The 22,969-nt window shown below is 64.4% G+C and carries 21 protein-coding genes and 1 pseudogene; 6 read left to right on the top strand and 16 right to left on the bottom strand.

The window, feature by feature from the left end; all coding sequences use genetic code 11:
• Positions 1-93 precede the first annotated feature (93 nt).
• The 8 genes from MF134_RS13935 to MF134_RS13970 all read right to left on the bottom strand — a co-directional run bounded on the left by MF134_RS13935 (position 94) and on the right by MF134_RS13970 (position 8,113).
• Complete coding sequence (locus MF134_RS13935; protein ID WP_255340079.1) at positions 94-579, bottom strand: YHS domain-containing (seleno)protein; 486 nt, start codon at positions 577-579, stop codon at positions 94-96.
• A 47-nt stretch (positions 580-626) separates the two neighbouring features.
• Positions 627-1,484, bottom strand: coding sequence for a cysteine hydrolase (locus tag MF134_RS13940; protein WP_255340080.1), 858 nt, complete (start codon positions 1,482-1,484; stop codon positions 627-629).
• Positions 1,485-1,910: 426 nt separating this feature from the next.
• Positions 1,911-2,762 (bottom strand): PhzF family phenazine biosynthesis protein, encoded by an 852-nt coding sequence (locus tag MF134_RS13945; RefSeq protein ID WP_255340081.1) that lies wholly within the window; start codon positions 2,760-2,762, stop codon positions 1,911-1,913.
• Positions 2,763-3,018: 256 nt separating this feature from the next.
• Positions 3,019-4,029 (bottom strand): AraC family transcriptional regulator, encoded by a 1,011-nt coding sequence (locus MF134_RS13950; protein ID WP_255340082.1) that lies wholly within the window; start codon positions 4,027-4,029, stop codon positions 3,019-3,021.
• A 95-nt stretch (positions 4,030-4,124) separates the two neighbouring features.
• Complete coding sequence (locus MF134_RS13955; protein ID WP_255340083.1) at positions 4,125-5,093, bottom strand: NAD-dependent epimerase/dehydratase family protein; 969 nt, start codon at positions 5,091-5,093, stop codon at positions 4,125-4,127.
• A gap of 55 nt (positions 5,094-5,148) precedes the next feature.
• Positions 5,149-6,627 (bottom strand): amidohydrolase family protein, encoded by a 1,479-nt coding sequence (locus MF134_RS13960; RefSeq protein ID WP_255340084.1) that lies wholly within the window; start codon positions 6,625-6,627, stop codon positions 5,149-5,151.
• Positions 6,628-6,633: 6 nt separating this feature from the next.
• The gene (locus MF134_RS13965) at positions 6,634-7,326 is read right to left on the bottom strand and encodes a GntR family transcriptional regulator (RefSeq protein ID WP_255340085.1); all 693 of its coding nucleotides are present in this window, start codon (positions 7,324-7,326) and stop codon (positions 6,634-6,636) included.
• Positions 7,319-8,113: a maleate cis-trans isomerase family protein gene (locus MF134_RS13970; protein ID WP_255340086.1), complete on the bottom strand. Its 795-nt coding sequence runs from the start codon at positions 8,111-8,113 to the stop codon at positions 7,319-7,321. Before MF134_RS13970 ends, MF134_RS13965 begins: the two co-directional genes overlap by 8 nt.
• A gap of 293 nt (positions 8,114-8,406) precedes the next feature.
• Here MF134_RS13970 and MF134_RS13975 point away from each other — a divergent pair, with 293 nt between their 5' ends.
• From MF134_RS13975 to MF134_RS13990, 4 genes are all read left to right on the top strand, one after another.
• Positions 8,407-9,453 carry a TRAP transporter substrate-binding protein gene (locus MF134_RS13975; RefSeq protein ID WP_255340087.1) on the top strand — a complete coding sequence of 349 codons (1,047 nt, stop codon included), beginning with the start codon at positions 8,407-8,409 and terminating at the stop codon, positions 9,451-9,453.
• A gap of 76 nt (positions 9,454-9,529) precedes the next feature.
• Positions 9,530-10,120, top strand: a complete 591-nt coding sequence (locus tag MF134_RS13980) for a TRAP transporter small permease subunit (protein ID WP_255340088.1) — start codon at positions 9,530-9,532, stop codon at positions 10,118-10,120.
• The gene (locus tag MF134_RS13985; protein WP_255340089.1) at positions 10,117-11,424 is read left to right on the top strand and encodes a TRAP transporter large permease; all 1,308 of its coding nucleotides are present in this window, start codon (positions 10,117-10,119) and stop codon (positions 11,422-11,424) included. Before MF134_RS13980 ends, MF134_RS13985 begins: the two co-directional genes overlap by 4 nt.
• A 52-nt stretch (positions 11,425-11,476) precedes the next feature.
• The gene (locus tag MF134_RS13990) at positions 11,477-12,253 is read left to right on the top strand and encodes an SDR family NAD(P)-dependent oxidoreductase (protein WP_255340090.1); all 777 of its coding nucleotides are present in this window, start codon (positions 11,477-11,479) and stop codon (positions 12,251-12,253) included.
• 34 nt (positions 12,254-12,287) lie between these two features.
• Here MF134_RS13990 and MF134_RS13995 read toward each other — a convergent pair whose 3' ends face one another.
• The 3 genes from MF134_RS13995 to MF134_RS14005 form a co-directional block, all read right to left on the bottom strand.
• Positions 12,288-14,285, bottom strand: a complete 1,998-nt coding sequence (locus MF134_RS13995) for an ABC transporter permease (RefSeq protein ID WP_255340091.1) — start codon at positions 14,283-14,285, stop codon at positions 12,288-12,290.
• Positions 14,285-15,364 carry a quaternary amine ABC transporter ATP-binding protein gene (locus MF134_RS14000; protein ID WP_255340092.1) on the bottom strand — a complete coding sequence of 360 codons (1,080 nt, stop codon included), beginning with the start codon at positions 15,362-15,364 and terminating at the stop codon, positions 14,285-14,287. Before MF134_RS14000 ends, MF134_RS13995 begins: the two co-directional genes overlap by 1 nt.
• A gap of 74 nt (positions 15,365-15,438) precedes the next feature.
• Positions 15,439-16,431 (bottom strand): ABC transporter substrate-binding protein, encoded by a 993-nt coding sequence (locus MF134_RS14005; protein ID WP_457589990.1) that lies wholly within the window; start codon positions 16,429-16,431, stop codon positions 15,439-15,441.
• Positions 16,432-16,713: 282 nt separating this feature from the next.
• Here MF134_RS14005 and MF134_RS14010 point away from each other — a divergent pair, with 282 nt between their 5' ends.
• Positions 16,714-17,526, top strand: a complete 813-nt coding sequence (locus tag MF134_RS14010; RefSeq protein ID WP_255340093.1) for a DeoR/GlpR family DNA-binding transcription regulator — start codon at positions 16,714-16,716, stop codon at positions 17,524-17,526.
• Here MF134_RS14010 and MF134_RS14015 read toward each other — a convergent pair.
• Positions 17,523-18,449, bottom strand: a complete 927-nt coding sequence (locus MF134_RS14015) for a choline/ethanolamine kinase family protein (protein ID WP_255340094.1) — start codon at positions 18,447-18,449, stop codon at positions 17,523-17,525. The genes MF134_RS14010 and MF134_RS14015 overlap by 4 nt on opposite strands.
• 211 nt (positions 18,450-18,660) lie before the next feature.
• On the opposite strand from MF134_RS14015, the gene MF134_RS14020 reads away from it, so the two are divergent.
• Positions 18,661-19,290, top strand: a complete 630-nt coding sequence (locus MF134_RS14020) for a class I SAM-dependent DNA methyltransferase (protein WP_255340095.1) — start codon at positions 18,661-18,663, stop codon at positions 19,288-19,290.
• A gap of 84 nt (positions 19,291-19,374) precedes the next feature.
• Here the strand turns inward: MF134_RS14020 and MF134_RS14025 are convergent, their stop codons facing one another.
• From MF134_RS14025 to MF134_RS14040, 4 genes and pseudogenes are all read right to left on the bottom strand, one after another.
• On the bottom strand, positions 19,375-20,115 hold the full coding sequence (locus MF134_RS14025; protein ID WP_255340096.1) for an HAD family hydrolase: 741 nt from the start codon (positions 20,113-20,115) through the stop codon (positions 19,375-19,377).
• A gap of 132 nt (positions 20,116-20,247) precedes the next feature.
• Positions 20,248-20,702, bottom strand: a pseudogene (locus MF134_RS14030) (isocitrate/isopropylmalate family dehydrogenase); the annotation flags it as partial.
• A 79-nt stretch (positions 20,703-20,781) separates the two neighbouring features.
• A complete protein-coding gene (xylA, locus tag MF134_RS14035; protein WP_255340097.1) occupies positions 20,782-22,095 on the bottom strand; it encodes a xylose isomerase in 1,314 nt (437 codons plus the stop codon).
• A 99-nt stretch (positions 22,096-22,194) separates the two neighbouring features.
• Positions 22,195-22,947: an ATP-binding cassette domain-containing protein gene (locus MF134_RS14040; protein WP_255340152.1), complete on the bottom strand. Its 753-nt coding sequence runs from the start codon at positions 22,945-22,947 to the stop codon at positions 22,195-22,197.
• Between the last annotated feature and the right edge of the window lie 22 nt (positions 22,948-22,969).

Consider the following 22,969-nt stretch of genomic DNA (forward strand, 5'->3'; position numbering starts at 1 on the left):
CGAGTGCCAGGTGCACCCTGCGGCCCTTGCAGGCGCGGTGGAGACGTCAGGCGCCGACAGGCGAGGCCTGAAGTCCTTGGAAGAAGCTGTGGATCACAGGTCTTCGATGGCCGCGGACCGGATGTCCGGCCACTTTTCGTCGGCGGTGGCGAGCACCTCTTCGCGATTTGCGAGGTACTTCTCGAAGACTGCGGCGTTGACGAAGAGGTAGAGCTTGCCGTCGACGATATCGGCATAGCGCACATCGCCATCGAGCTTCTTGCCCACAAAGACGCCATAGGCGCAGAAGCCGCCGAATTGCGGGAGATAGGCGCCGGGATCGGTGTCGAAGCGCTGCTGCGCCGCCTCGCTGGCGAAGTAGTAGTCCACCCCGTCATGGGCGGAGGTGTAGACGGCATCGCCGATCCGGGGCGCCTCGCTATCGAACATCGCGACCGGGTCGAAGCCGTGCATGCCGAGGGGTTTGCCCGTCAGCGTCAGTCCGTTCGAGACATTGTACTCGTCGGCGGCGAAGGCGGCTGGCGTCAAGGCGAGCATCGCAGCCATCGCGATGGAGGAAAAGCAGAGAGCGGTTTTCATGGGTCTGATCCTTTCGGGGTGGGGAGGTGATGACAGGAGGGGGGAAGTCAGGCCGCACGGGCGATGCGCTGGACAGCGTCGTCCGTCCACCAGACGCCGTTGGCGACCATGCGGAAGTTGATGATCGCGGCGAGGTAGCCGTCGCCTTCGGGCACCTTCGCGCCGGCTGTCGCGTCGCGCACGACGGCGACCTCGTAGCCGAGTTCCAGAAGCTCGTAGAGATGCGCCTGGGTGCACAGATTGGCCGACATGCCGGCGAGGATGACCTTGTCGATTCCGCGCTTGCGAAGCTGCAGGTTCAGATCGTTCTGCGCTGGGCCATAGACCTTGTGGGGCGAGCAGATGACGGTTTCGCCGTCCTCGATGTACTTCTTGTATTGCGGCATCCAGTCGGCGCCGGAGCCTTCGAAATTGTCGAGGTCGAGCGGGCCGGGCCGATCGAACATGCCGATCGAGTGCATGGTCTTTTCGAGGGTGCCCTCGAACTGCCATTTGTGATCGTGCGGGTAGTAGTAGTGCGGCGAGATGAACACCGGCATTCCGGCCGTCTTGGCGGCGGCGAACAGCCTTTCGATGTTGTCGACGGTGCCCTGTTCCGTCACGCTCTCTCCGACAACGCCCCAGGTGACGCCGTCCTTCGAGAGGAAGTCGATCTGCGGGTCGGTGACCACGAGCGCGGTGCGGCCCGGCTCGATCTTCATATCGACCTGCGGCAGGCCCGGCTCTGCAGGATCGGCGTAGAGCGCACGGGCTTCGTCGGAGGCGGCCTCCGCGCTTCCCGCGGAGGCGGCGACGAGGCTTGCTGCCGCGGCGCTGGTTGCCCCCATCATCAGGCGCCGGCGCGCCATGTCGACACGCTCGAGGCTGACATCGCAACCGCATGCGGGTGTGTGTTCGTGATCCATTTCCGTCTCCTTCGGTGGGCTGATGACAGCGTGACCCCGTCACGCTGCCAGGGGCGGATCAGGTCTGACGTCCGCGACAGGCTCTTGCCGCCGCGGCGGCGCCGGCTTCGGTGCCGGACCCCTCTCCGTTGATCGATGAGGCGAAGTTACGTTGGGGAGCCCGCGCTGGTATCGGCCGGCTCTGCCAAGGTCTTGGCCGAATCTGCCAGTGGCAGGCTGCGGCGACGGGGCGAGAGGCGATCGAGACGCAGGAGAGGGTGGTGGCCATCCCTTGAAGGGTGCTTCTTGCCGGCGCTCTGCCTTGGATCCCCGTGAGGACAAGGTGTGGCGGGTGGGAGACGAAAAACGGCCCGCGCTCGCTCCAAGCGCAGGCCGTTCAGGAAAAGCCCGGGCCGCACGCCGCAGCCCGATTGTGGTTCGTCCGTCTTATTCGGCGATCGGCCGCGTCGTTCCCGAGACACGGATCGGCTCGCCGGGCGTGGCGCCGATCTCGGCACGGAGCAGGGACTTCGCGCCCATGTCTTCGCCCTGGACGATGTCGATCGTGCCGCCATGGGGCCAATCGATGTCGCGCAAATATCCCGCAAGCGCTGCAGCGGCTGCGCCGGTTGCGGGGTCTTCGAGGACGCCGCCAATGGCGAAGGCGTTGCGGCTGTGGAATCTCTGCGGCGTCTCGACCCAAACGAGGTCGATCGTCGTCAATTTGTGGCGCCGCATCAGGCGGGCGCCATTGCTCAGGTCGTACGTCATGCGCGCCAGCGTCGCCCTGTCCGTCAAAGCCAGGATCAGGTGGTCGTTGCCGGCATGGGCCAGCGCCGGGGGCAGGGCAGGGTCCAGGTCTTCGGGCGCGAAGCCGAACAGATCGAGCGCCGACTTCACAAGCACCGGGTCCGCTGGAGTGCTGCGCGTTGGCGGCGAGGTCAGAGCGGCACGGGTGGCGCCGTCGACGCGTTGGGTCTCGACGGTGATCCGGCCCGTGTTGAGGTCCAGGGGAAAGACGCCGTCTCCGCCACGCTCGGCCAGGACGCTGCCGAGCGCGATCGTGGCATGGCCGCAAAAGGCGACTTCGTCTTCGGGCGAGAAATAGCGCACGCGCCATGCGTCGCGCTCGGGGGCGGCGAAGACGGTCTCGGAATAGCCGACCTGGGCGGCGATACGCTGCATTTCGGCCTCTGAGGGCAGGGTCTCGCCAACCACAACGCCCGCCGGATTGCCTCCGGCGACACCGTCCGAGAAGGCTGCCAGTCGGAGGACTTGGTGCTGGTTTCCGCTATTCATGTCCATCATCCTTTGTGAGCGGACGCAGAAGTCCCGTGGGCGTGGCTGCGAGGCGCGTGGTGCTGCATCGCTTGCTTGCGGGACGCGGCCATTCGGTTCGCCGTTGAACTCGGCCGTCGAGCCGTTCGTTACGTCCTGCGTCGCGGACAAGCTCGCTGAGCCATGCTCCGACATTACCCCGAAGCTGACACGCGATATCGGCCGCTCCTGCCAAGCTGTTGGCTGATCCTGCCAAGGGCCTCCCCGGCGCGGTGTGCTATCGGGAAGACGCCTGCTGCCGGAACTGCGCCGGGGCCTGCCCGACCCACCGCTTGAACGCCCGGCTGAACGTGCTTTGTTCGGAGAATCCCGCCAGGAACGCGATCTCGGCGATCGAGCTGGTGCTGTCGCGAAGAAGTTCCTGCGCGAGCGAGGACTGCGCTTCCGTCAGAACGTCGCGAAAGGTCAGTCCTTCTTCAGCGAGCCGGCGATAGAGCGTGCGCTCGCTCATCCCCATCTCATGCGCGATCTCGGCCGCCTGCGGCACGCCCTGGCTGAGCGCCGGGGTGAGGCGCCGCAGAAGTGCTGCCCTGACGGATGGATCGTCCCTGAGCGAGCCGATCTCCGTCTCGAGATGGGCAGTCAGGAAATCCGACACCGCCTGGTCGCCCAGGCGGTTGGGCAGGTCGAGCATGGCGGGTTTCAGCGCGATCGCATTGCGATCGGCGGCGAAATGCACGGGACAGCCAAAGAGTGCCGCGTAGCGCTCGGGATCGCCGCGGCAGGCATGGCGGAACGTCACGTGGTCGAGGACGAGTTCTCCCTCCACGAACCGGCGCATGTTTCGAGCGAAGCCGGCAAGCGCCCCTTCGTTGCGGAAATCAAGAACGGGGTGGTGCCCCGTGCGGGCCTCGAAGGTGAGGAGTGACGGATCGCCGGATTCGTCGAGGCTGTAGACCGCAGTGTCGGTGACCACCCGCCAGTAACGCTCGACGCGCTCCAGCGAGGCCCGCAGGGTCGGCGCCGTCTTCATTGCCAGCCCGAGCACGCCGATATTGTCGGCCCGGATCAATCTGGAATAGGCGTCGAGCAGCGCGACATCGTCGCCATGCTGGCGGCGCATCCAATCCAGGAGATCGAAGTAGTCGGTGTCGGCAAATCGTCCGTCGCTCTGCGGCGGCAGACGACGCACGACGACACCGCCGGAGACAAGCGCTCCGTCGTCCCTCAGCGTCATCCCGGCCGCCTGGGCCATCGCACGCGCAAACGCATCGGTCACGCTCGGCATAGCCGGAGCTATTATGCCGAAAGCGCCGCCGAGGCCAGACGCTCTGAGGCTGCGGCGCGAATCCCTCGATGCGGATCAACAGCACGTCTGCCTCCTTATCCTCCCGCGCGCGGAGGCGTCATGCCGACGGACGCGAGCCACGCCATGTGATCGGCCGCAGCCTCGGTGATCGGCCGCGTGCCGGAAAGGCCGATCGCCGCACGCAACCGTTCAATGGCCAGCGGCGGCCGCGATGGCGGGATCCGCGAGGTGACGGTCGGAGCGTCTGGTGCGATCGAGGGAGTGGCTATGCCGGCGGCGATGGCCCATTCGACGGGCGTCGAAAGCGAGCCGGCACCGAGATTGAAGGTGTTGCCGCCGAGATCGGCGGATTCGACGACCGCGGCGATCGCTTCACCGGCATCGCGGCTGTAGAGCCAGTCGGTCCGCATTTCGCCGGCGAGCCGGGGTGCCTCCTGAGCGAGGATCTGGGCATGCGGACTGAGATCGGGCCTTGCGTCGCCGGGGCGCTCCCAGGGGCCGAAGATCGGCCCGAGGCGCAGGGTCGTCAGGTCGAGATCGTGAAGGTCGGCGAGCCGCCGCGCCACCTCTTCGCTCGCCCGTTTGGTGTTCCCGTAAAGGGAATCCGGGCGGGGCGGCATCGCCTCGTCAATGGACTCGGCAGCGCCGAAATCGCCCGGGCGCGAGCCGTAGACGGCAATCGAGGACAGCGCGACGATCCGCCGGCAGGACGCTTTTGCCGCGGCTTCGAGGGCCGTTGCCGTGCCACCGACATTCACTTCGATGATTTTCGCGGCGGCCGTGCGTTCCATCGTCTCGTTCGACGTCAGCGCCGCCATGTGCAGGAGCGCGTGTGGCCGCTCTGCCTCGAAAGCTTCTGTCAGCCTTGCGCCGTCGCACACGTCAGTCTTGATGAATCGGATTCTCCTGAGGGCCGGATGGGCCTGGAATTCGGCCGGTGGCGTACAGAGATCGAAGAGCACGACGTCGTGACCGCGGGCTGCGAGCGCTTCGGCCGCTGCAAGACCGACGAAGCCGGAGCCGCCAGCAATGGCGATTTTCACGGTCTTGTCCCCCTGTGATGTTTCCTTGAGGAGCACGCCGCCGCGTTCGCACCATTCAGTCTTCGCAAGGCGGGTCGGGCGTTCCGGCGAAGTCCCGCAAGGCTTGCTGAATGGCGGAAACGGTCGTCGCGTCCTGCCGCAATTCGCGTTTCACGACAGACGCGGCGGCGATCTCTCGCCAGTGTGCGCGCCGTGCCGCATCCTGCTCGCGGCGGGCGAAGCGAACGACACCATCCGTCATGGTCAAGACCACGTCCGTGCCCTTGGCCCGCGCAAGCAGCAGCGGCAAAGGGGGCTCCGTCCTCATCCGGCCGGTCGCATCGAAGCCTGTGCCGTCGATGGCGATGAGATCGGCGGGCTGACCCGGTGCAAGCGAGCCATAGCCCTCGGGAAGAAACGCGGCCTTGCCGCCATTGGTCGTCGCCGTGCGCAAAATGTCGTCCGGCGACGGGCCGATCGCGTCGATGCCGGGGGAGCGGGCGAGGTTGGCGTAAAGACGCAATTCGCCGAGATAGTCCTCGTCGTCGGCCAGCGCGGTGTTGTCGGTGCCGACCGCGACGGTGCATCCCCGCCGATGCAGCGCCGCCACCGGCGGTGGACCATTGAACAGCCGCAGGTTGGACCCCGGATTGGCAACGGCAACGGCCCCCGCATCTCTGGAAACCGTCATGTCCTCGTCGTTCATGTAGACGCCGTGAGCAAAGCTCGCCTTCGCCTCGAACACCCCGAGCCGCGCAAGATGGGCGAGTGTCGAGGAGCCATAGACCGAGCGGCAGTAGGCGGCCTGAGCCGGCGATTCCAAGAGGTGGAAGTGCAGACCAGTCCCGCGCTTTGCCGCGTCGCGGGCAAGGGCGGTCCAGGCTGCGTCGCTCACCCATTGCGGGCCCGCGGGGCCATAGGCGAAGGAAATCATCGGCGTGTCGGCGAACCGCGCCGTCATTTCCTCTATCAGCGCCAGCGTGTCCGCAACGCTGCCGGCATAGGGCGGTGGCCCTCCCGATTGCAGGGCGTTGCGGGCCTCGACGGGCAGGGTGGAAAGAAACTCGGTTTCGTTTCCATAGGTGAGGAAGCCGCGATCCTGATAGCCGATGCAGATCGTCGCTCTGAGGCCGGCATCACGGTAGGCCCGTGCCGTCTCGGCCAGTTCTTCGCGATAGTCGGAACCATAGCTGTAGTTCGCGTGGAGGGTGGCGGTCACGCCGTTCGCCAGCATTTCCTCGGCCGCAAGTCGCGTGACGGCATAGATGTCGGGCGGACCATGCCGCCGCCGTGCGGCAATCCACGGCTCCAGCGCGTCGTCATGATAGCCGAGCAGAAGCGGGCTGAGACCGCGTCCGTGCTGATGGGCGTTGACGAGGCCGGGAAGGATGATCGCCTGTCGAAGGTCGAGGATCTGGCTGCCCTCGAACCTGTCTCGCAGTTCCGCGAAACGCCCAAGCGCGACGATGCGATCGTTCGAGACGGCGATTCCCGCATCCCGGATCGTCTCGCCACCTGCGAAGGGAAGGACAGCCGCGGCCTTGAGAAGCAGCATCGCGCGTCAGGCCCGCTTCGCGCGCAGTTGCGCCAGGATCGCCTCGCCGGTCCGGCGATTGTGCTTCTCAAGCCGAAAGGCGAGATCGCGGGCAGCTCCGGCGCGCAGCATGGTGAGAATGCCTTCATGCTCGTCGACGGACCGCGCCAGCTGGCTCGGATCCTCGTTGATCGCGAGTCGGGCCCGCAGGATCTTGCGCTGGAGGGTCGAATAGGTCTGCACTACGGCGTCGTTGCGGATTCCGGCGGCGAGGGCGGCATGAAAATTGTGGTTTTCCAGGGTGTAGCCGGAAGCGTCGGCCCTTTTCTGGCATTCCACAAGGCGCCGCTGGATCGCCTCGATGTGAGCGCGTTCGGCAGGCGTGATCCGCTCGGGCAGCTTCAGCCCGATCATGTATTCGATCGCCCCCTTCAGCTCGAACAGGGCAGCCACAGCATCGCTGTCGATCGGGACCACCACCGCGCCGCGATTGGGCCGGAGTTCAACGAATCCCTCGGCCGCAAGGACCTTCAGAGCCTCGCGCAGCGGCGTGCGGGAGACGCCGAGACGTTCGCACAGGGCAGCTTCGGGCACACGCTTTCCCTCGGCGAGCTCGCCACGCGTGATGATGCCGCGCAGGTCGTCGATCACCTGGATATGCAGGATCGAAGGCGGCGTGCCCGTCGCGGCATCGAGGGAAAGGGTCGTGCCCTCAGACATGGCGCCGTTCACTGTTCGGGAGTGCGAAAATCGAACCGAACTCCTGCAACGGCGTCGCGTCGACATTCATTGCGGCGAGGCACCCCCACAAGGTGAAGGCGACGGAATCTAGGACCGGAATGCCAAGACGGCGTTCAAGCGCTGCCGCCACGAGCGGACCCCGCATGTTGGTACAGACGACCGCGATGGCGTCCGGCTTCGCCGCGGCGACGTTCTCGCACATCCTCTCGATTGCCTCTTCTTCGACATTGGCGAAGGAAAAGTTGTCGCTGAGGCCGGAATGGGCCTCGGCGCAGACTTCGATGCCGATGCCCGCATAATTCTCGATGATCCGCTGCTGCACGTCCATCGTATAGGGCGTGACGAGGCCGAGCCTCTTCACTTGAAGATTTGCGAGCAGAGCGTTGAGGCTGAGGATCGCGCTCGTCGCTCGGGTCCCGGTCTTTTCGGTAATCGCCTCGCAGAGCCGCTCGTCGCTGTCGAAGCCGAGCCAGCTCGCCGACGTCCCGTTCCAGGCAATGACGTCGCATTTCGCATCCGCCAGGAGTTCGGCGGCAGCCATGATCGGCGCCTGTGCGAACTGGCCGTTGGCGGCCTCGTCGAGGGCGATCTGGGTGACCCGGAAGCGCGCGAAATGAGCCGTGACCGCGGGGAAGAGCGGCTCCATCATCCGCGCCGTATAAGGCTCGAGCACGGTGTTGGAGGAGGGCGTGAGCATGCCGATCAGCTTCCGGGGCGCAGCCTCGCTGACGGAAAGCGGCGACCGGTTCTGATCCCAGTTTTGCATTCATTTTCTCCGCGGGTTTTGCTGGCTCGCGCCGTATGCAGCGCTGCATCTTGCCGTGGGTGATGCCATGAAGGCGGGGCGAAGACAATTGTTTCCGCTCATCGGAAAAGGCCAAAAGACTCCCAAAAACCAGGCATACGGCGCAATTCGCGCTCATTTTTTCAGCATCGAAAGGATTTTCCCTTGGGGAATCAGGGCGGCCGGCTTTCATCCGCCTGCACAACATTTGTCGTTTCATAAAGCCGGGTGATCTGTGATGCTTCCATGAGAAATGAATTCAAACGGAGCTCTCCATGATCAGACATTCGCTTCTCTGTCTCGCGACCGCTGCCGCCCTGTCGGTCGGGGTGACCTCGGTCCAGGCGCAGACGTCGCTCCGGGTCGCGGGCAATTTCTCGCAGAACAACAAGCAGGTCGACATCGAGCGAGCCTTCTTCGAGGATCTCGGCGAAAAGACCGGCATCGACCTTTCCGTGAACTACAATCCGATGGACGTGGTCGGCGTGAAGGCCCCGGACGCCCTGCGCATGCTCAAGGGCGGATCCTTCGACGTGATGTCGGTGCAGATCGGCATGGCGTCCCGCGACGATCCGTTCTTCGAAGGCATCGACCTTATCGGTGTCGCGACCGACATGGACGCTCTGCACAAGGCGGTTGACGCCTATCGCGAGGCCTTCGACGAGCGACTGCAGGAGAAGTTCAACGCCAAGGTTCTGACCCTCTGGCCGTTCGGCCCGCAGGTCTTCTACTGCAACAACCCGATCGAGACCCTCGACGATCTCGAGGGCCTCAAGGTGCGCAGCTTCACGCCGTCCATGTCGGCCATGCTCGAGCATTTCGGCGCAACGCCGGTCACGCTGCAGTTCTCCGAGGTCTATCCGGCGCTCCAGCGTGGTGTCGTCTCGTGCGGCGTGACCTCGCCGACTTCCGGCAATACCGGTAACTGGCCGGAGGTGACGACACACTTCCTGCCGCTGTCGGTGTCCGGTTCGGTCCAGGGTCACTTCATCAATCTCGACACCTGGAACAGCTTCTCGGCCGAGCAGCAGGAGGAGCTCCAGACCGCCTTCAAGAGCCTCGAAGACAAGCTCTGGGAACTCGCCGTCACCTCCAATGAAGACGCGGTCGCCTGCAATACCGGGCAGGACAGCTGCTCGAACCACAAGAAGTTCGACATGACTCTCGTCGACATTTCGCCGGAGGACCAGACGGAAGTGAAGGAAGCGGCCGAGAGCGTCGTCCTGCCGATCTGGCGCGACACCTGCAACGCCGTCGATCCCGAGTGCTCGGCCAAGTGGAACGAGACCGTCGGCGCGGCTGTCGGCCTCGAGATCGAGTAACCCGCCCGCCACCGAAAAGAGCCGGCCGACCCCGTCGCGGGTCGGCCCTTCTTCATCGTCGAGAGGCGCGCCACCCATGACGAGAAATCCGGTCTCCACCTATTTCGGTCCGGTGGCCAGGCTGTTTGCGCTTCTCGCCGGCTATGCCGTGCTCGGCCTGGCGCTGCTCATCACCGTCGAAGTCTTCCTGCGCAAGGCGTTCAACGTTTCGCTGCAGGGCAGTGCCGAATTTGGTGGCTACACGCTGGCCACCCTGGCGGCCTTCGGCTTTGCCTACACCTGGCTCGATCGCTCCCACACGCGTGTCGAAATCCTCCTGGAGCGGCTGCCGCGCGGTGTCCGGCGCTTCCTCGATCTCGTCTCTGTGCTTTCGATTACGGCGATGGCGCTTTTCATGGCCTGGCGCGGATGGTCGGCGATGGCCGACAGTCTGGAATACGGCTCGCTCTCCGGGACGCCGCTGATGACGCCGCTCTGGCAGCCGCAAGCGGTCTGGGTTCTCGGGCTGATCTTCTTCGCCCTCGTGGCTGTGGCGACCATGATCCATGCGTTCGTCCTCTTCCTCACGGGTTCACCGGGACTTGAGCAAGCCTATGGTGCGAAGTCGCTCGACGAGGAGCTTGAAGAACAGACGTCGCAGCTCGGCGTTCGGGGAACGGCCCAGTGATCGGCTTCGCGTCCGCCGCCCTCGGCTTCATTCTCATGCTGGGTCTGATGCTGTTCGGCATTCCCGTCGCCGTCGCACTCTTCGGCACGGCCGTCGTCGGCTGTCTCGTCTATCTCGGCATTCCCACCTTGATGACGTTCGGCGATCAGACCTGGGGCGTCCTGAACGACTTCATTCTGACCGCGATCCCGCTCTTCATCCTTCTCGGCGAGCTTCTCGTGCGCTCCGGCGTTGCCGATGGCATGTATCGGGCCCTGACCGACTGGCTGCGTTGGCTGCCGGGCGGTCTCCTCCATACCAACGTTGCCTCCAGCAGCCTGTTCGCGGCCGTGTCGGGTTCGTCGGTCGCGACCGCCGCGACCATTGGTACGGTCGCAATTCCGACGATGAAAGCCAATCGCTACGACGATCGCCTGACGCTCGGCTCGATCGCGGCGGGTTCGACCCTTGGCATACTCATTCCGCCGTCGATCAACATGATCATCTACGGCTCGATGTCGAACACGTCGATCGGCCAGCTCTTCGCCGCCGGCATCCTGCCGGGCATCGTGCTGGCGCTGCTGTTCATGGGCTATATTCTGGTGGTGAGCCTGCTGCGGCCGGACCGCGCCGGGGTCACGCCGCCGTCGGTCCCCTGGGGCCAGCGGTTCCGCAATCTTCTCGATGTGCTGCCGCCGCTGGTGATCTTCGTTCTCATCATGGGCTCGATCTATCTCGGCTGGGCGACGCCGTCCGAATCCGCCGGTGTCGGCGTCGTCGGGGCGTTGCTGGTCACCATCGTCAAGCGGCGTTTCTCCATCGCGATGCTGCACGAAGCCCTGCTCTCGACGGTAAAGATCAGCGCCATGATCCTGCTTATCGTCGTCGCCGCGCAGTTCCTCAACTTCGTGATCGGCATTCTCGGCATTCCCCAGACGCTCACGCGCGCCGTCGGGACGATCGCATCAAGCCCCTTCGAGGTGCTTCTGCTCCTGATCCTCTTCTACTTCATCCTCGGTTGTTTCCTTGAAACGCTGTCGATGATGATCGCCACCATTCCGATCGTCATGCCGCTGGTCTTCCATTACGGCATCGATCCGGTGTGGTTCGGCATCTTCCTGGTGATCATGATGGAGGTCGCACTGATCACCCCGCCGCTCGGCATGAATCTGTTCATCGTCCAGGGTGTGCGCGGCGAGGGCTCGATCCGCGAGGTGATGGCGGGATCGTTTCCGTTCGCCCTGATCATGCTGGCGATGGTGCTCCTGTTGATCGGCGTGCCGTCCCTCGCGCTCTGGCTGCCGAGCCTCGTCTTCGCCTCCTGATCCGGCTTAACCCTCGGACATTTCATTCCGCGAAGCGGAGAAAGATCTTCAGATGGAACAACGTCTTCCAGGCAGGGTGGCGATCGTCACCGGCGGCGCATCGGGCATCGGGCGCTGCATTTCACGGCATTTCGCAGCCCACGGTGCGAGCGTCGTCGTGGCGGACATCACCACCGATGTCATCGAGGGCGGCGAGCCGACCGTCGATCTGATCGAGTCGGCGGGCGGATCAGCCCGTTTCGTCAAGACGGACGTCTCGTCCAAAGACGATGTCGAGGCCCTCGTTGAGGCAACTGTCTCCGATTTTCGCCGGATCGACATTCTCGTCAACAATGCCGTTCTGAGGGCCGGCAAGCCGCTCACCGAAACCGAGGAAGCCGATTGGGACCGGGTGATGAACGTCAGTCTGAAGGGCAGCTATCTCTGCGCCCGGGCGAGCGTTCGGCAGATGCTGACGCAGGAGCTTGTGAACGACGTTCGCGGGCGGATCATCAACATCTCCTCGCAGCATGGCTACATCAGCGCCCCGGAGGATTTCGCCTATGGTGTCTCGAAGGCGGGCATCGCGTACATGACCCGGCAGATCGCCGCCGACTACGGCAAGGAGCACATCGTCTGCAATGCCGTTGCGCCGGGCAAGATCCTGACCGGCAAGGGCGGCCGGGCGGTCGAGAAGCGCTGGATGGACTACTCCCATGCCCGCACGCCCTGGCCGCGTCTCGGGACTCCCCAGGATGTCGCCAATGCAGCATTGTTCCTTGCCAGCGACGAGGCGACCTATCTGACGGGGCATAATCTGTTCGTCGACGGCGGATGGATGGCGAACTGAGTGCCCGTCCGGTCAGTTTCCCCGATGAGTCGACTTAGGCGAGGTGCAATCTGCGCCGCCGTTCGGCGGCCCAGGCGCCGATAAGCCGGTCTGCCGTCATCGCAAGGAAGGCCACGCACAGGCCGGCGACGATACCCATGCCGACATTGGCGCGGGTCAGGGCGATATAGACCTCCTGGCCGAGATCGCTGGTGCCGACGAGCGCGGTGATGACCAGCATCGACAGCGCCATCATGATCGTCTGGTTGACGCCGAGCATGATGTGCGGCGTTGCCAGAGGAAGCTTGACCCGCCACAGGATCTGCGCGGGCGTGCATCCCGCCATGGTCGCGGCCTCGATCGTCTCGCCCGGCACCTGTCTCAGCCCGTGATCGGTGTAGCGTACCGCCGGAGCCAGCGCATAAAGGACGATGGCGATCATCGCCGAGAAGTCGCCCACCTGGAACAGCATGACCACCGGGATGAGATAGACAAAACTCGGCAGCGTCTGCAGGGTGTCGATGACGACCGAGATCACTCCGCGGGCGCGGGCGCTCGCGGCGGACCAGACGCCGATCGGAATGCCGATCAGGCAGGCGATCACCACGGACGTACCGCAGAGATAGACCGAAATCATCGCCTTTTCCCAATTGCCGGTAAAGGCGATGAAGGCGGCCATCGCGAACAGCGTCGCGGCGAGGCGCAGGCCGGAAAGACGCCAGCCGATGAGCGCGACGCCAGCGGCGACGGCCATCCAGGGCGCCTCCACGAGGAGCCGCTTCAGGGGGATCATCACCCAGATCAGCAGGAAGGCCTTGATCGCGTCGAGCGTGTCGTAGAGGTGCACGTTGATCAGGCGGATGAGCTCGTCCCAGAACGGTCCGGTGTCGAGAACGAGCGCCCGCGGATAAATGGCAAGCGAGGGCGCCAATGCCGTGATCAGCGCGCCGATGAGAAGGATCGCGACGAAGCCGGCCGGCGTGGAAAGCGGAACCCGTGTGCGGTCCTGCGAGCGCTTGGGGCGCTTCATGCGCGCGCGGTTTGCAAAGGCCTGGCTGAGCCGGTCGATGGCGATGGCGAGGAGGGTGATGGCGACACCTGCTTCCAGCGCATCACCGATCGCCAGCCGCTTCAGGGAGGTCAGGACATCGCGGCCGAGACCGCCCGCGCCGATCATCGAGGCGATGATCACCATGTTGAGCGAGAGCATCACCACCTGATTGACGCCGACCATCAGGCTGTCGCGCGCTGCCGGCAACTCGATGCGCCAGAGCATCTGGCGCGCGGTGCAACCCGCCATGTCGCCGAACTCGAGAAGATCGCCGGGCACCGACCGCAGCGCCACGATCGTCACGCGGACCATCGGCGGCATGGCATAGATGATGGTCGCGATCATCGCCGAGACCTGGCCGAAGCCGAACAGGACCAGCACCGGCAGAAGATAGGCAAAGACCGGAACCGTCTGCATCAGGTCGAGAAGAGGTGAGATGACGCGCTCGGAGCCGGAGTGCTTGTAGGCGAGGATGCCAAGCCCGAGCCCAAAGACGATGCCGATCGGGACCGCGACGAGCACCGAGGACAGGGTGATCATCGCGCTCTGCCATTGGTCGAAGATCGCGAGATAGGCAAAGCTCGCGAACATGAGGGCCGCGAGCTTTCCGCCGCCGATACGCCAGCCCATGAAGACCATGGCCGCCACGACGGCGAACCAGGGAAGCGGCGCCACTTCGATCTCAGAGAACGGCAGCGTCCAGCCGGAGGCCAGCAGCGAGGTCAGGGCCAGAAGCGGGAGGGACAACACGAATGCGATGGCCCGCGTCAGATCCTCGAAGGTGAACAATCCGAAGCTTAGATCGTCGACGAGAAAATCCATGCCGTCGGAGATCCAGCGCGCGAAGGGCAGAAGGAACTCACGGCGCGGATCGTCAAGGACGGGAAATTGCGAAGCGACGACGAACAGGACGACGAGGCCGGCCAGCGCGGCACCCCAGAACAGCGTCGTCGAGCGGATGGCGGGGTGGCGGCTCGTGGAATCCGTGGCGGTGATGCTCATCAACCCTCCGCCAGAACGCTGATGACCGCCTCGCGGCTGATCTGCCCGATCGGGCGGCGATGCTTGTCGACAACGGCGAATGGGCGGGTTTCCTCGACGACACGGGCGGCGAATTCGCTGACGCGTTCGCTGGCGCCGATCTCGCCGGCATGGTCCGCAGCCGCATCATGGCTTTCCATGAGGGTGCGCGCGGAGAGGACCTTCGACCGGCTGACGGCCCGGGTGAATTCCTCGACATAGGCGTCGGCGGGGCGCACCACGAGATCCTCAGGCGTGCCGATCTGGACGATCTCGCCATGGTTCATGATGGCGATACGGTCGGCGATGCGGATCGCCTCGTCGAAATCATGGGTGATGAAGACGATCGACTTGTGGAGGACCCTTTGCAGCCGCAGGAACTCGTCCTGCATCTCGCGGCGGATCAGCGGGTCGAGGGCGGAAAACGGCTCGTCGAGGAACCACAGCTCCGGCTCGGTGGCGAGGGAACGGGCAATGCCGACGCGTTGCTGCTGGCCGCCGGAGAGCGCGTCGGGAAAATCCTCCTCGCGGCTTTCGAGCCCGACAAGGGCGATCATCTCGCGGGCCTTCTCCTCGCTACGGGCACGGTCGACGCCCTGCACTTCGAGGGGAAAGGCGACATTCCGCAAGACCGAGAGATGGGGGAGGAGGGCGAAGTGCTGAAACACCATGCCCATCTTGTGGCGCCTGAGTTCGATCAGCTCCTTGCGCGAACAGGCCAGGAGATCGCGGTCTTCGAAGAACAACTCGCCGGCCGTCGGCTGCAGCAGCATCGACAGGCAGCGGATGATGGTCGACTTGCCCGAACCGGAAAGCCCCATGATGACGAAGATCTCGCCTTCGCGAACGTCAATGCTGGCGTCACGGACACCGGCGGAGAGCCCGGCACGATCAATGGCTGCGGGGTCGGGGACACCTCCGGATTTGCGGACGAGATCATGAACCTCGCGCTCGTCTCCGAAGATCTTCCACAGATTGCGGCAGGAGAGCTTGGTCGCCGGTTGGGCGTCCTCGCGCGTGTCCGGCTCGGTGTTCGGCTTCAAGGCGGATGCCTCGATCATGAAACGTCTCGTGGCTGATTGAAGAATCCGGCGCTGGATCGGCCGGCACCTTCGTGCCGGCCGATCCGCTTGCCTCAGTTCTGCGGAATCCAGCTCTTCCAGGTGTCTTCGTTGTTCTTCATCCACTCGTCCACGGCGGCTTGGAGCGGCATGCCGTCGACGTCGACCTTACCGATCAGATCGCCGGAATCTTCGTTGGTCAGCTTGAAATTGCGGATCGCCTGATAGGCTGCCGGCCAGACTTCCTCGCCGCCCTTCCAGGCCACCTTCTTCACCCAGCCATAGGGCTTGCCGCAATCATAGGCCATATCCTCGTTGGTCCCCCAGCTCGGATCGTTGTAGCAGGCGTCCTCATATTCGGGAAACTCGACCCATTCGCCCTCGAAGCGGATCGGCGCCCAATGCGGGGCGTAGACCCAGGCGAGAATCGGCTTCTGGCGCTGGTAGGCGGACTGGATCTCGGCCATCAACGCGGCGTCGGTGCCGGCATGGATGACCTCGAAGTCGAGACCGAGCGCCTCGATGCGCTCTTCGTCATGGCCGCCCCAGGTGACCGGACCGCCAAGATAGCGCCCCTTCGGCGAGGTCTGCGGAGAGGCGAAGAGCTCCGCACATTCGTTGAGAGCCTTCCAGTCGGGCAGGCCGGGGCACTGCTCCTTCACATAGGAGGGATACCACCACTCTTCCTTGGCCTCGAGGCCCGTCTCGCCGAGATCTTCGACCTTGCCGGTCGCAACCGCCTCCTTCAGCGCGTCCTTCCCGGTGGTCTCCCAGATCTCCATCGCGACCGTCAGGTCGCCGCTTTCCAGGCCGGCGAACTGCGCGAGGTAGTCGGCCTGCACATACTCGACCTCGTAGCCCATCTCCTCGAGAACGCCGCCCATGATCCGGGTCGTGATCTCCTGGCCGGTCCAGTCATTGATCGTCAGCTTGATCGGTTCGTCGGACTCGGGAACGGACTGGGCCGAGGCGGCGCCCGCCATCATCGTGCCCGCCATGAGCGCGGCGGCGCCCAGAAGGCGGACGGCCCGGGCGGAAGCGGAGAAGGGCTGGTTCGTTCGTGCCATGGTCAACTATCCTTTTTCGGTCTGTGACGGTCGGGATATTCCCGGCCTGAGGCAGCGCCGGCCCCACCTCCGGCAGCGCCAGACTGGCGCGCCGAAGCGATTGGCCCGGTTGCGACTTGCGGGATGGGGTCGAGCGACCCACCCTGGAAAGGTGTCGCAAGTTTCCTCGCTCGGCCACAAATGTCAACGCAAAGGCCACAGAATTCCAACAAACCTTTGTCGGTCAGCCAAAAAATGCCTATTTTTACCGCACAATGGCGATCTTGAAGAACCGGCGGAGCGATGATGCACAAGAACCAGCGTTACAATGCCATCATGCGGGCACTTGAACTGGCCGGTTCATGCTCGGTCAACGATCTCATGCAGCGTCTGTCCGTTTCCGACGAGACGGTGAGGCGGGACATCAAGGTTCTGGAGGCTCAGGGCCTGGTCAACCGCGTCCATGGCGGCGTCGTCCTCCCGGATGCCAAGGGCGAGGCTGATTTCCGCAAGCGCATGAACCAGCAGCCGGAGGAAAAGCGTGCCCTAGCGGCGTTGGCCGCGCGCCAGGTGCGCAACGGCGACACGCTGATGATCGACAGCGGATCGACCACCACCTACGTGGCCCAGGCGCTCCTCGGGCACCGGGATCTTTTCGTCATTACCAACGGCACCGAGATTGCCCGAATTCTCGGGCGCGGTACGGGCAACCGTGTGCATGTGACGGGCGGCGAGGTTCGCCCGGACGACAACGGCATTTTCGGCGAGACGGCGGTCGCGTTCATGCGCCAGTTCCGCACGCGGCTCGCGATCCTTTCCATCGGCGCAGTTCACCGCACGAGCGGCTTCATGGACTTTCACCTGCAGGAAGCCGAGATCGCCCGCTGCATGATCGAACAGTCGCTGAGCACCATGGTGGTCGCGGACCACACCAAGTTCAGCAATCTGGCACCGGTCGCGGTGTGCGGGTTCGATCGCGTCAACATGCTTGTCTGCGATCAGTCTCCGCCGCCGGATGTCGCGCGGCAGATGGCCGAGAATGACGGCCTCATTCTTTCATGCGATCGCAAGAACGAGGCCGTCGAGACCGCCGACGTGGAAGCGCTGGCCGATTAGGCCGGGCCGGCCTTGACCGCTTCGAGGTGCTTGGCGAAGTCCTCGCTCGCCATGAGGGCCTTGCAGCGGGCGAAGCGTTCCTCGGAATAGGCCCAGAAGTCCTCGGCGGGATTGTCGTTGGCGTGCTGGATAAGGCCCCAGAGAGTCCACAGAAGGTCGCACATCGCCTTGTAGACGACCATTCGCCCGAAGGTCGCTGCATCGACCGGCCCGCCGGCATAGGCCTCCATCATCTCGCGATCGGCTTCCGGTCCGAAGCCGGCCTCGACCGAGAGGTCGCCGAGATCCCAGAGGGGATCGTTCATGCCGGAATACTCCCAGTCGACGATCCACATCTTGTCGCCGGTATCGAGGAAATTCTCGCACAAGGGATCGCAATGGCACGGGGCGAGCGCGGCCGGATGGGCGTCGAGAGCCTCGCGCACGGCGCCGGCCTCGGCGACGACGTCGTGATAGCCTTCCGGCAGGGTGGCATTCTTCTCCTTGAGGATCTTCAGGTACTCGTCGATCATCGAGAAGAGTTCGAAGCGGAATTCGAAGTGTCTGCCGCTTTGATGCAGCGCCTTGAAAGCCTTCGCGGCCCGGGTCGGCGCGCCGGGCGTCGAGCGGAATGTCTCGGGCGACATGGTCGGAGCATCGACATACTCCGCGACCATCAGGCCGCTTTCCTCGTCGAAATGGATCACTTCGGGGGAGACACCGACTTCGGCGGCGACACGGGCGTTGTGAGCCTCGACCTTGCGGTCGATGTAACTCTCGGTTCCGTGCCCCGGGATCCGCAGAAGAAGGGTTTTGTCCGACATACGGACGCGGAAGACGATGTTCGTCTGTCCGCCCAGCCGGGTGATTTCGACGTCGTCCCGGTTCAGGTCGGCAAACTGCGGAATGGTCTTCAGACGATCGAAGGCGGTGGATTCGTTCATCTCTGGGCGTCTCCTGTCAAAAAATCCAACAAACTTCCAAAAAAACTCACAGCCTGATAACACTCGCCGGGTGAGATCATCAACCGCGACCTGTGACGACTTGCGTGTCGTCACAGTGTGCGTGACCTGCGGCATGGTGGGCGGCAGCGAGATCGGCGACGATTTCCGGTCCTGTCAAACATGCGCAGGCGTCAGACAAGAGGGAGTTTCCATGAGCAACGATGCGGCCAAGAGCCTCGACGTCGTCTACGCAGCCTCGAGCCCGAAGGATGTCGCCGAGCGATATGACGCCTGGGCCGAGCGCTATGACACCGAAATGGCGAGCCTCGGATATCGGCATCCGACGATCTGTCTGGCGATGCTCACCCGGCATCTTCCGAAAAGCGAAGGCCCGGTACTCGATGCAGGCGCCGGCACCGGACTCCTCGGCGAATGGATGGCGATCGCCGGCTATGATGCGGTGGAGGCTCTCGACATCTCGGAAGGCATGCTCAAGGTCGCCCGTTCCAAGGGCGTCTATCAGGCCTGCCGATACGGCGTGATGGGCGAGACGCTGCCCTTCGACGACAACCACTTCGCGGCCGTCGTGTCCGCCGGTGTCTTCACCACTGGTCATGTCGGCGTCGAAGGCTTTCCGGAACTCGTGCGTATCACCCGCGCCGGGGGCGTGCTGGTCATCACCATCAAGGACACACTCTGGAACGGCGGCATCGGCGACAAGATCGCCGAGATGGCGAAAGATGGCATCTGGGAGGTCGTTGAGGAAACGCCCTCTTACGTGTCGATGCCCGGCCGGCCCGACACCGTTCCGTCGAGGGTCGCGGTCCTCAAGATCAAGTAGGGTTTCGAAGCCCGGCGCGGCTGTCCAGGGAGACGGTCCCGCCGGCGCCGGCCATCGTGTCGGGCACTGTGACCGGTGTCCCCATCAAACTGCGCGCGCCGCCGTTTTCGGCCAACGTCCCAACTCATCGATCAGGGCCGGAAGCGCGGTGATATCGTCCAGAACATGGTCGGCTTCGGCCGAGAGATCCGCGCGGGTCCCGGTTCCGGTCAGAACGCCGACACAGACCGAATAGCCGGCGGCCCGGCCCATCCGGATATCGTGGAGATTGTCGCCGACCATCAGGAGATCGGCGGCGACAAGGCCGCAGCTTCGCGCGAAGGCCTCGGCCATTCCGGCTTCCGGCTTGACCCCGTGGCCGCTGTCGTAACCGGCGACGAAATCGGCGAGATGGTCGATCCCGATGGTGGCGAGGGTTGCTCGGGCGCCTGCAACGCTGTCGCTGGTCGCCACTCCCGTCCTGATTCCGGCCTGCTTCAGTGTCTCGAAGAACGGAACGATGCCCGGCACGGCGACCGCGGCCGAAGCGCCTTTCGTGAAGATGCGGTCCAACTCGCCCGTCAGATGCGGAACGTCGTGAGGAGAGCCCGCCTCGTGCCAGGCGGTCGCGATCTCGATCGTATTGGACGCGGCGAGCAGGCTGCCGCTGGCGATCCTGTCCGTCTCGGGATCATGTCCCGCAATCTTCAGAAGACGCTGGGCGAGGGCCGGATCGCCATCGGCCGCGAAGTCGGCGGCTTCGATATTGATCGGGGCCCAGGTGGCCTCGTAGTCGACCAGCGTTCCGTCCTTGTCGAAGAGAACGCCGCGCAGGGGATTGGGCATGTAGAATGGATCCGCTGTCGTTTGCTTTCCGGTTCGAAGCCATGGGTAGACGTGGCCAGGCGTGCTGCGAATTGCAGGCACTCCCACGGCTGGGTATCAGAAAACGGGTCGGGCTGCTCGCAAGTTTTCTCCAACCGCGAGTTCGTCCCGTCCGCCCCGATGAACCCGGCCCCCGGCGCCCGAATAGTCGCCCTCGGTGTTTTCGCGAATGCACAGAATATGGGAGCTTTCGGGCTTCAACGGCCCTTCCACGCCGGGCAGAAGCCGGTGTGAAAGGGCATTGGCATATTGCACGAAGGACTTGCGAATCGGCAGCCACGGGCCGTGCAGCGAGACCGAATCCGGCACGCGGGCCGGCCAGCCGATCGCACCGAGGAAGATCGCGTCGAAGCCGCGCAGCGTCTCGATCCCATCAGCCGGCGTCATCGCGCCAGTCTCGGCGTAGAATTCGCAGGACCAGGGGAAACGCGTCGGTTCAAGCGCGGAGGTCTCCTTGCTGCGACCGCCTCGCCGACCTTCCAGGCCGCCTCGACGACGTCGGATCCGATCCCGTCGCCAGGGATCAAAGCGATGCGGTGCAGCCTCATGGCTTGTCTTCGCTCGTCGGCGCCGACCGCCCTTGAACAAAGTTCGGCAAGGACCGCGTTTCTCGACGTGCGTTCCGCCTCAGACGTAGCGGTTGACGATGCCTTCGAGATATTCCTGGCGACCGGATCGCGGCTGAGGATTGAGGCTCAGGGCATCGGCCGCGACCTGTTCCAGCGAGCGCTCGCCCGCCAGGATGGCTTTCGCCTCCGGCTCGTCCCAGCCGGCATAGCGATCGGCGAGGGGACCGGTCAGCGCCTTGTCCTCCAGCATGCGTTCTGCGGCCAGAAGTCCCCGGGCGCAGGCGTCCATGGAGGCGATATGGGCGTGGAGAAGGTCGTCCGGATCGATCGACTGGCGACGGATCTTGGCGTCGAAATTGAGCCCGCCCGTCGTGAAGCCGCCATGCTGCAGCATCTCGTGGAAGACGAGCGCGATCTCCTTCACGTCCATCGCGAACTGGTCGGTGTCCCAGCCGAGAAGATCGTCGCCGCGATTGATGTCGAGCGAGCCGAACAGATCGTTGGCATAGGCGACCTTGACTTCGTGGTCGAAGGAATGGCCGGCGAGAATTGCATGGTTCTGCTCGAGATTGAGCTTCACGTCGGCGGTCAGATCGTATTTCCGCAGGAAGCCAATGACGGTCGAGGCGTCGAAGTCGTACTGGTGCTTGGTCGGCTCCTTCGGCTTCGGCTCGATCAGGATCGGGCCCTTGAAACCGATCTTGTGCTTGTAGTCGACCAGCATGGACAGGAAGCGGCCGAGCTGGTCGAGCTCGCGGGCCATATCGGTGTTCAGCAGCGTCTCGTAACCCTCGCGTCCGCCCCAGCAGACATAGTTCGCGCCGCCGAGCCGATGGGTCGCGTCGATGGCGGCCTTCACCTGGCCGCAGGCATAGGCGAAGACGTCCGGGTCCGGATTGGTCGCTGCGCCCGCCATGTAGCGGCGGTTCGAGAAGAGGTTCGCCGTGCCCCAGAGAAGGCGGACCTTCGCGGTCTCCATCTTGGCGGCGAAGATATCGGTGATCGCCTTCAGATTGTCGATCGACTCCTGGAGACTCTCGCCTTCCGGGGCGACGTCGACGTCGTGGAAGGTGAAGAAGGGCACGTCGAGCAGGCGGAACATCTCGAAGGCCGTATCGGCCTTCTGCTTGGCGAGTTCGAGCGGGTCGCCGCCATGCATCCAGGGCCGCAGGAAGGTTTCGCCGCCGAACGGATCGCCGCCCGGCCAGGTGAAGGAATGCCAATAGCAGACGGCAAAGCGGAGGTGGTCCTCCATCCGCTTGCCCATGACCAGCCGGTCCTTGTCGTAGTGACGATAGGCGAGGGCCTCCGAGGTGCTTTCGCCCTGAAAACGGATCGGATCGGCGGGGCTGAAGAAGGCGGGTGCGCTCATCGGAACGTCCTTTTCGTATCGCCCGAAGCGACGAACGCAGGAAAAGCGTCGGGGCCGGGCAGGGATCTTTGGTTCAATCGAAGTCGGGCGAGAGCCGTCTCAGTCCCGCATCGCGCCGGGGCCGGGTGTCGCGCCGGGCGGGCACTTGCCGAGAATGATCATGCCGAGCACCTCGTCCTTGGTGACGTCACTGGTCTTGGCGCTGCCGACGACCTGGCCGTTCTTCATGACGACGACGCGATCGGACAGGTCGAAGACGTCGTGGATGTCGTGGCTGATCAGGAAGATGCCGATCTCGTCCTTCTTCAATTCCTTGATCAGGTCGGCGACCTGCGCCGTCTCCTGCGGACCGAGCGCGGCGGTCGGCTCGTCCATGATCAGGATCTTGGCATTGAAGAGGATCGCGCGGGCGATTGCGACCGACTGGCGCTGGCCGCCGGACAGCGCCCTCACAGGCTCCTTGAAGCGGCGGAAGTTCGGGTTGAGACGGCCCATGACCTTGCGCGCCTCGGCCTCCATCGCGGCGTCGTCGAGCGTGCCGAGCGGCGTCATGATCTCGCGGCCGAGGAAGAGGTTCGCCGCGGCGTCGACATTGTCGGCCAGCGCCAGCGTCTGATAGATCGTCTCGATCCCGTATTTCTTCGCGTCGCGCGGATTGGTGATGGTCGCGGTCTCGCCGCGCACATTGATCTCGCCGGAATCGCGCTTGTAGGCGCCGGACAGGATCTTGATCAGCGTCGACTTGCCGGCGCCATTGTGGCCGAGCAGTGCGACGACCTCGCCCGGGTAGAGATCGATCGAGGCATTGTCGACGGCGTGGATGCCGCCGAAGGCGATCGAGATGTCCTTCATCTCGACCAGTGGCGGGCCCGAC

Origin of the sequence: Jiella marina, assembly GCF_024359545.1 — a bacterium.
Taxonomy (GTDB): domain Bacteria; phylum Pseudomonadota; class Alphaproteobacteria; order Rhizobiales; family Rhizobiaceae; genus Jiella.

Excerpts from the sequence above, each read along its gene's own strand:
- MF134_RS13935 (WP_255340079.1), bottom strand. The coding sequence starts at position 579 with ATGAAAACCGCTCTCTGCTTTTCCTCCATCGCGATGGCTGCGATGCTC.
- MF134_RS13940 (WP_255340080.1), bottom strand. The coding sequence starts at position 1,484 with ATGGATCACGAACACACACCCGCATGCGGTTGCGATGTCAGCCTCGAG.
- MF134_RS13945 (WP_255340081.1), bottom strand. The coding sequence starts at position 2,762 with ATGAATAGCGGAAACCAGCACCAAGTCCTCCGACTGGCAGCCTTCTCG.
- MF134_RS13950 (WP_255340082.1), bottom strand. The coding sequence starts at position 4,029 with ATGCCGAGCGTGACCGATGCGTTTGCGCGTGCGATGGCCCAGGCGGCC.
- MF134_RS13960 (WP_255340084.1), bottom strand. The coding sequence starts at position 6,627 with ATGCTGCTTCTCAAGGCCGCGGCTGTCCTTCCCTTCGCAGGTGGCGAG.
- MF134_RS13965 (WP_255340085.1), bottom strand. The coding sequence starts at position 7,326 with ATGTCTGAGGGCACGACCCTTTCCCTCGATGCCGCGACGGGCACGCCG.
- MF134_RS13970 (WP_255340086.1), bottom strand. The coding sequence starts at position 8,113 with ATGCAAAACTGGGATCAGAACCGGTCGCCGCTTTCCGTCAGCGAGGCT.
- MF134_RS13975 (WP_255340087.1), top strand. The coding sequence starts at position 8,407 with ATGATCAGACATTCGCTTCTCTGTCTCGCGACCGCTGCCGCCCTGTCG.
- MF134_RS13980 (WP_255340088.1), top strand. The coding sequence starts at position 9,530 with ATGACGAGAAATCCGGTCTCCACCTATTTCGGTCCGGTGGCCAGGCTG.
- MF134_RS13990 (WP_255340090.1), top strand. The coding sequence starts at position 11,477 with ATGGAACAACGTCTTCCAGGCAGGGTGGCGATCGTCACCGGCGGCGCA.
- MF134_RS13995 (WP_255340091.1), bottom strand. The coding sequence starts at position 14,285 with ATGAGCATCACCGCCACGGATTCCACGAGCCGCCACCCCGCCATCCGC.
- MF134_RS14000 (WP_255340092.1), bottom strand. The coding sequence starts at position 15,364 with ATGATCGAGGCATCCGCCTTGAAGCCGAACACCGAGCCGGACACGCGC.
- MF134_RS14005 (WP_457589990.1), bottom strand. The coding sequence starts at position 16,431 with ATGGCACGAACGAACCAGCCCTTCTCCGCTTCCGCCCGGGCCGTCCGC.
- MF134_RS14010 (WP_255340093.1), top strand. The coding sequence starts at position 16,714 with ATGATGCACAAGAACCAGCGTTACAATGCCATCATGCGGGCACTTGAA.
- MF134_RS14015 (WP_255340094.1), bottom strand. The coding sequence starts at position 18,449 with ATGAACGAATCCACCGCCTTCGATCGTCTGAAGACCATTCCGCAGTTT.
- MF134_RS14020 (WP_255340095.1), top strand. The coding sequence starts at position 18,661 with ATGAGCAACGATGCGGCCAAGAGCCTCGACGTCGTCTACGCAGCCTCG.
- MF134_RS14025 (WP_255340096.1), bottom strand. The coding sequence starts at position 20,115 with ATGCCCAATCCCCTGCGCGGCGTTCTCTTCGACAAGGACGGAACGCTG.
- xylA (WP_255340097.1), bottom strand. The coding sequence starts at position 22,095 with ATGAGCGCACCCGCCTTCTTCAGCCCCGCCGATCCGATCCGTTTTCAG.
- MF134_RS14040 (WP_255340152.1), bottom strand. The coding sequence starts at position 22,947 with ATGAAGGACATCTCGATCGCCTTCGGCGGCATCCACGCCGTCGACAAT.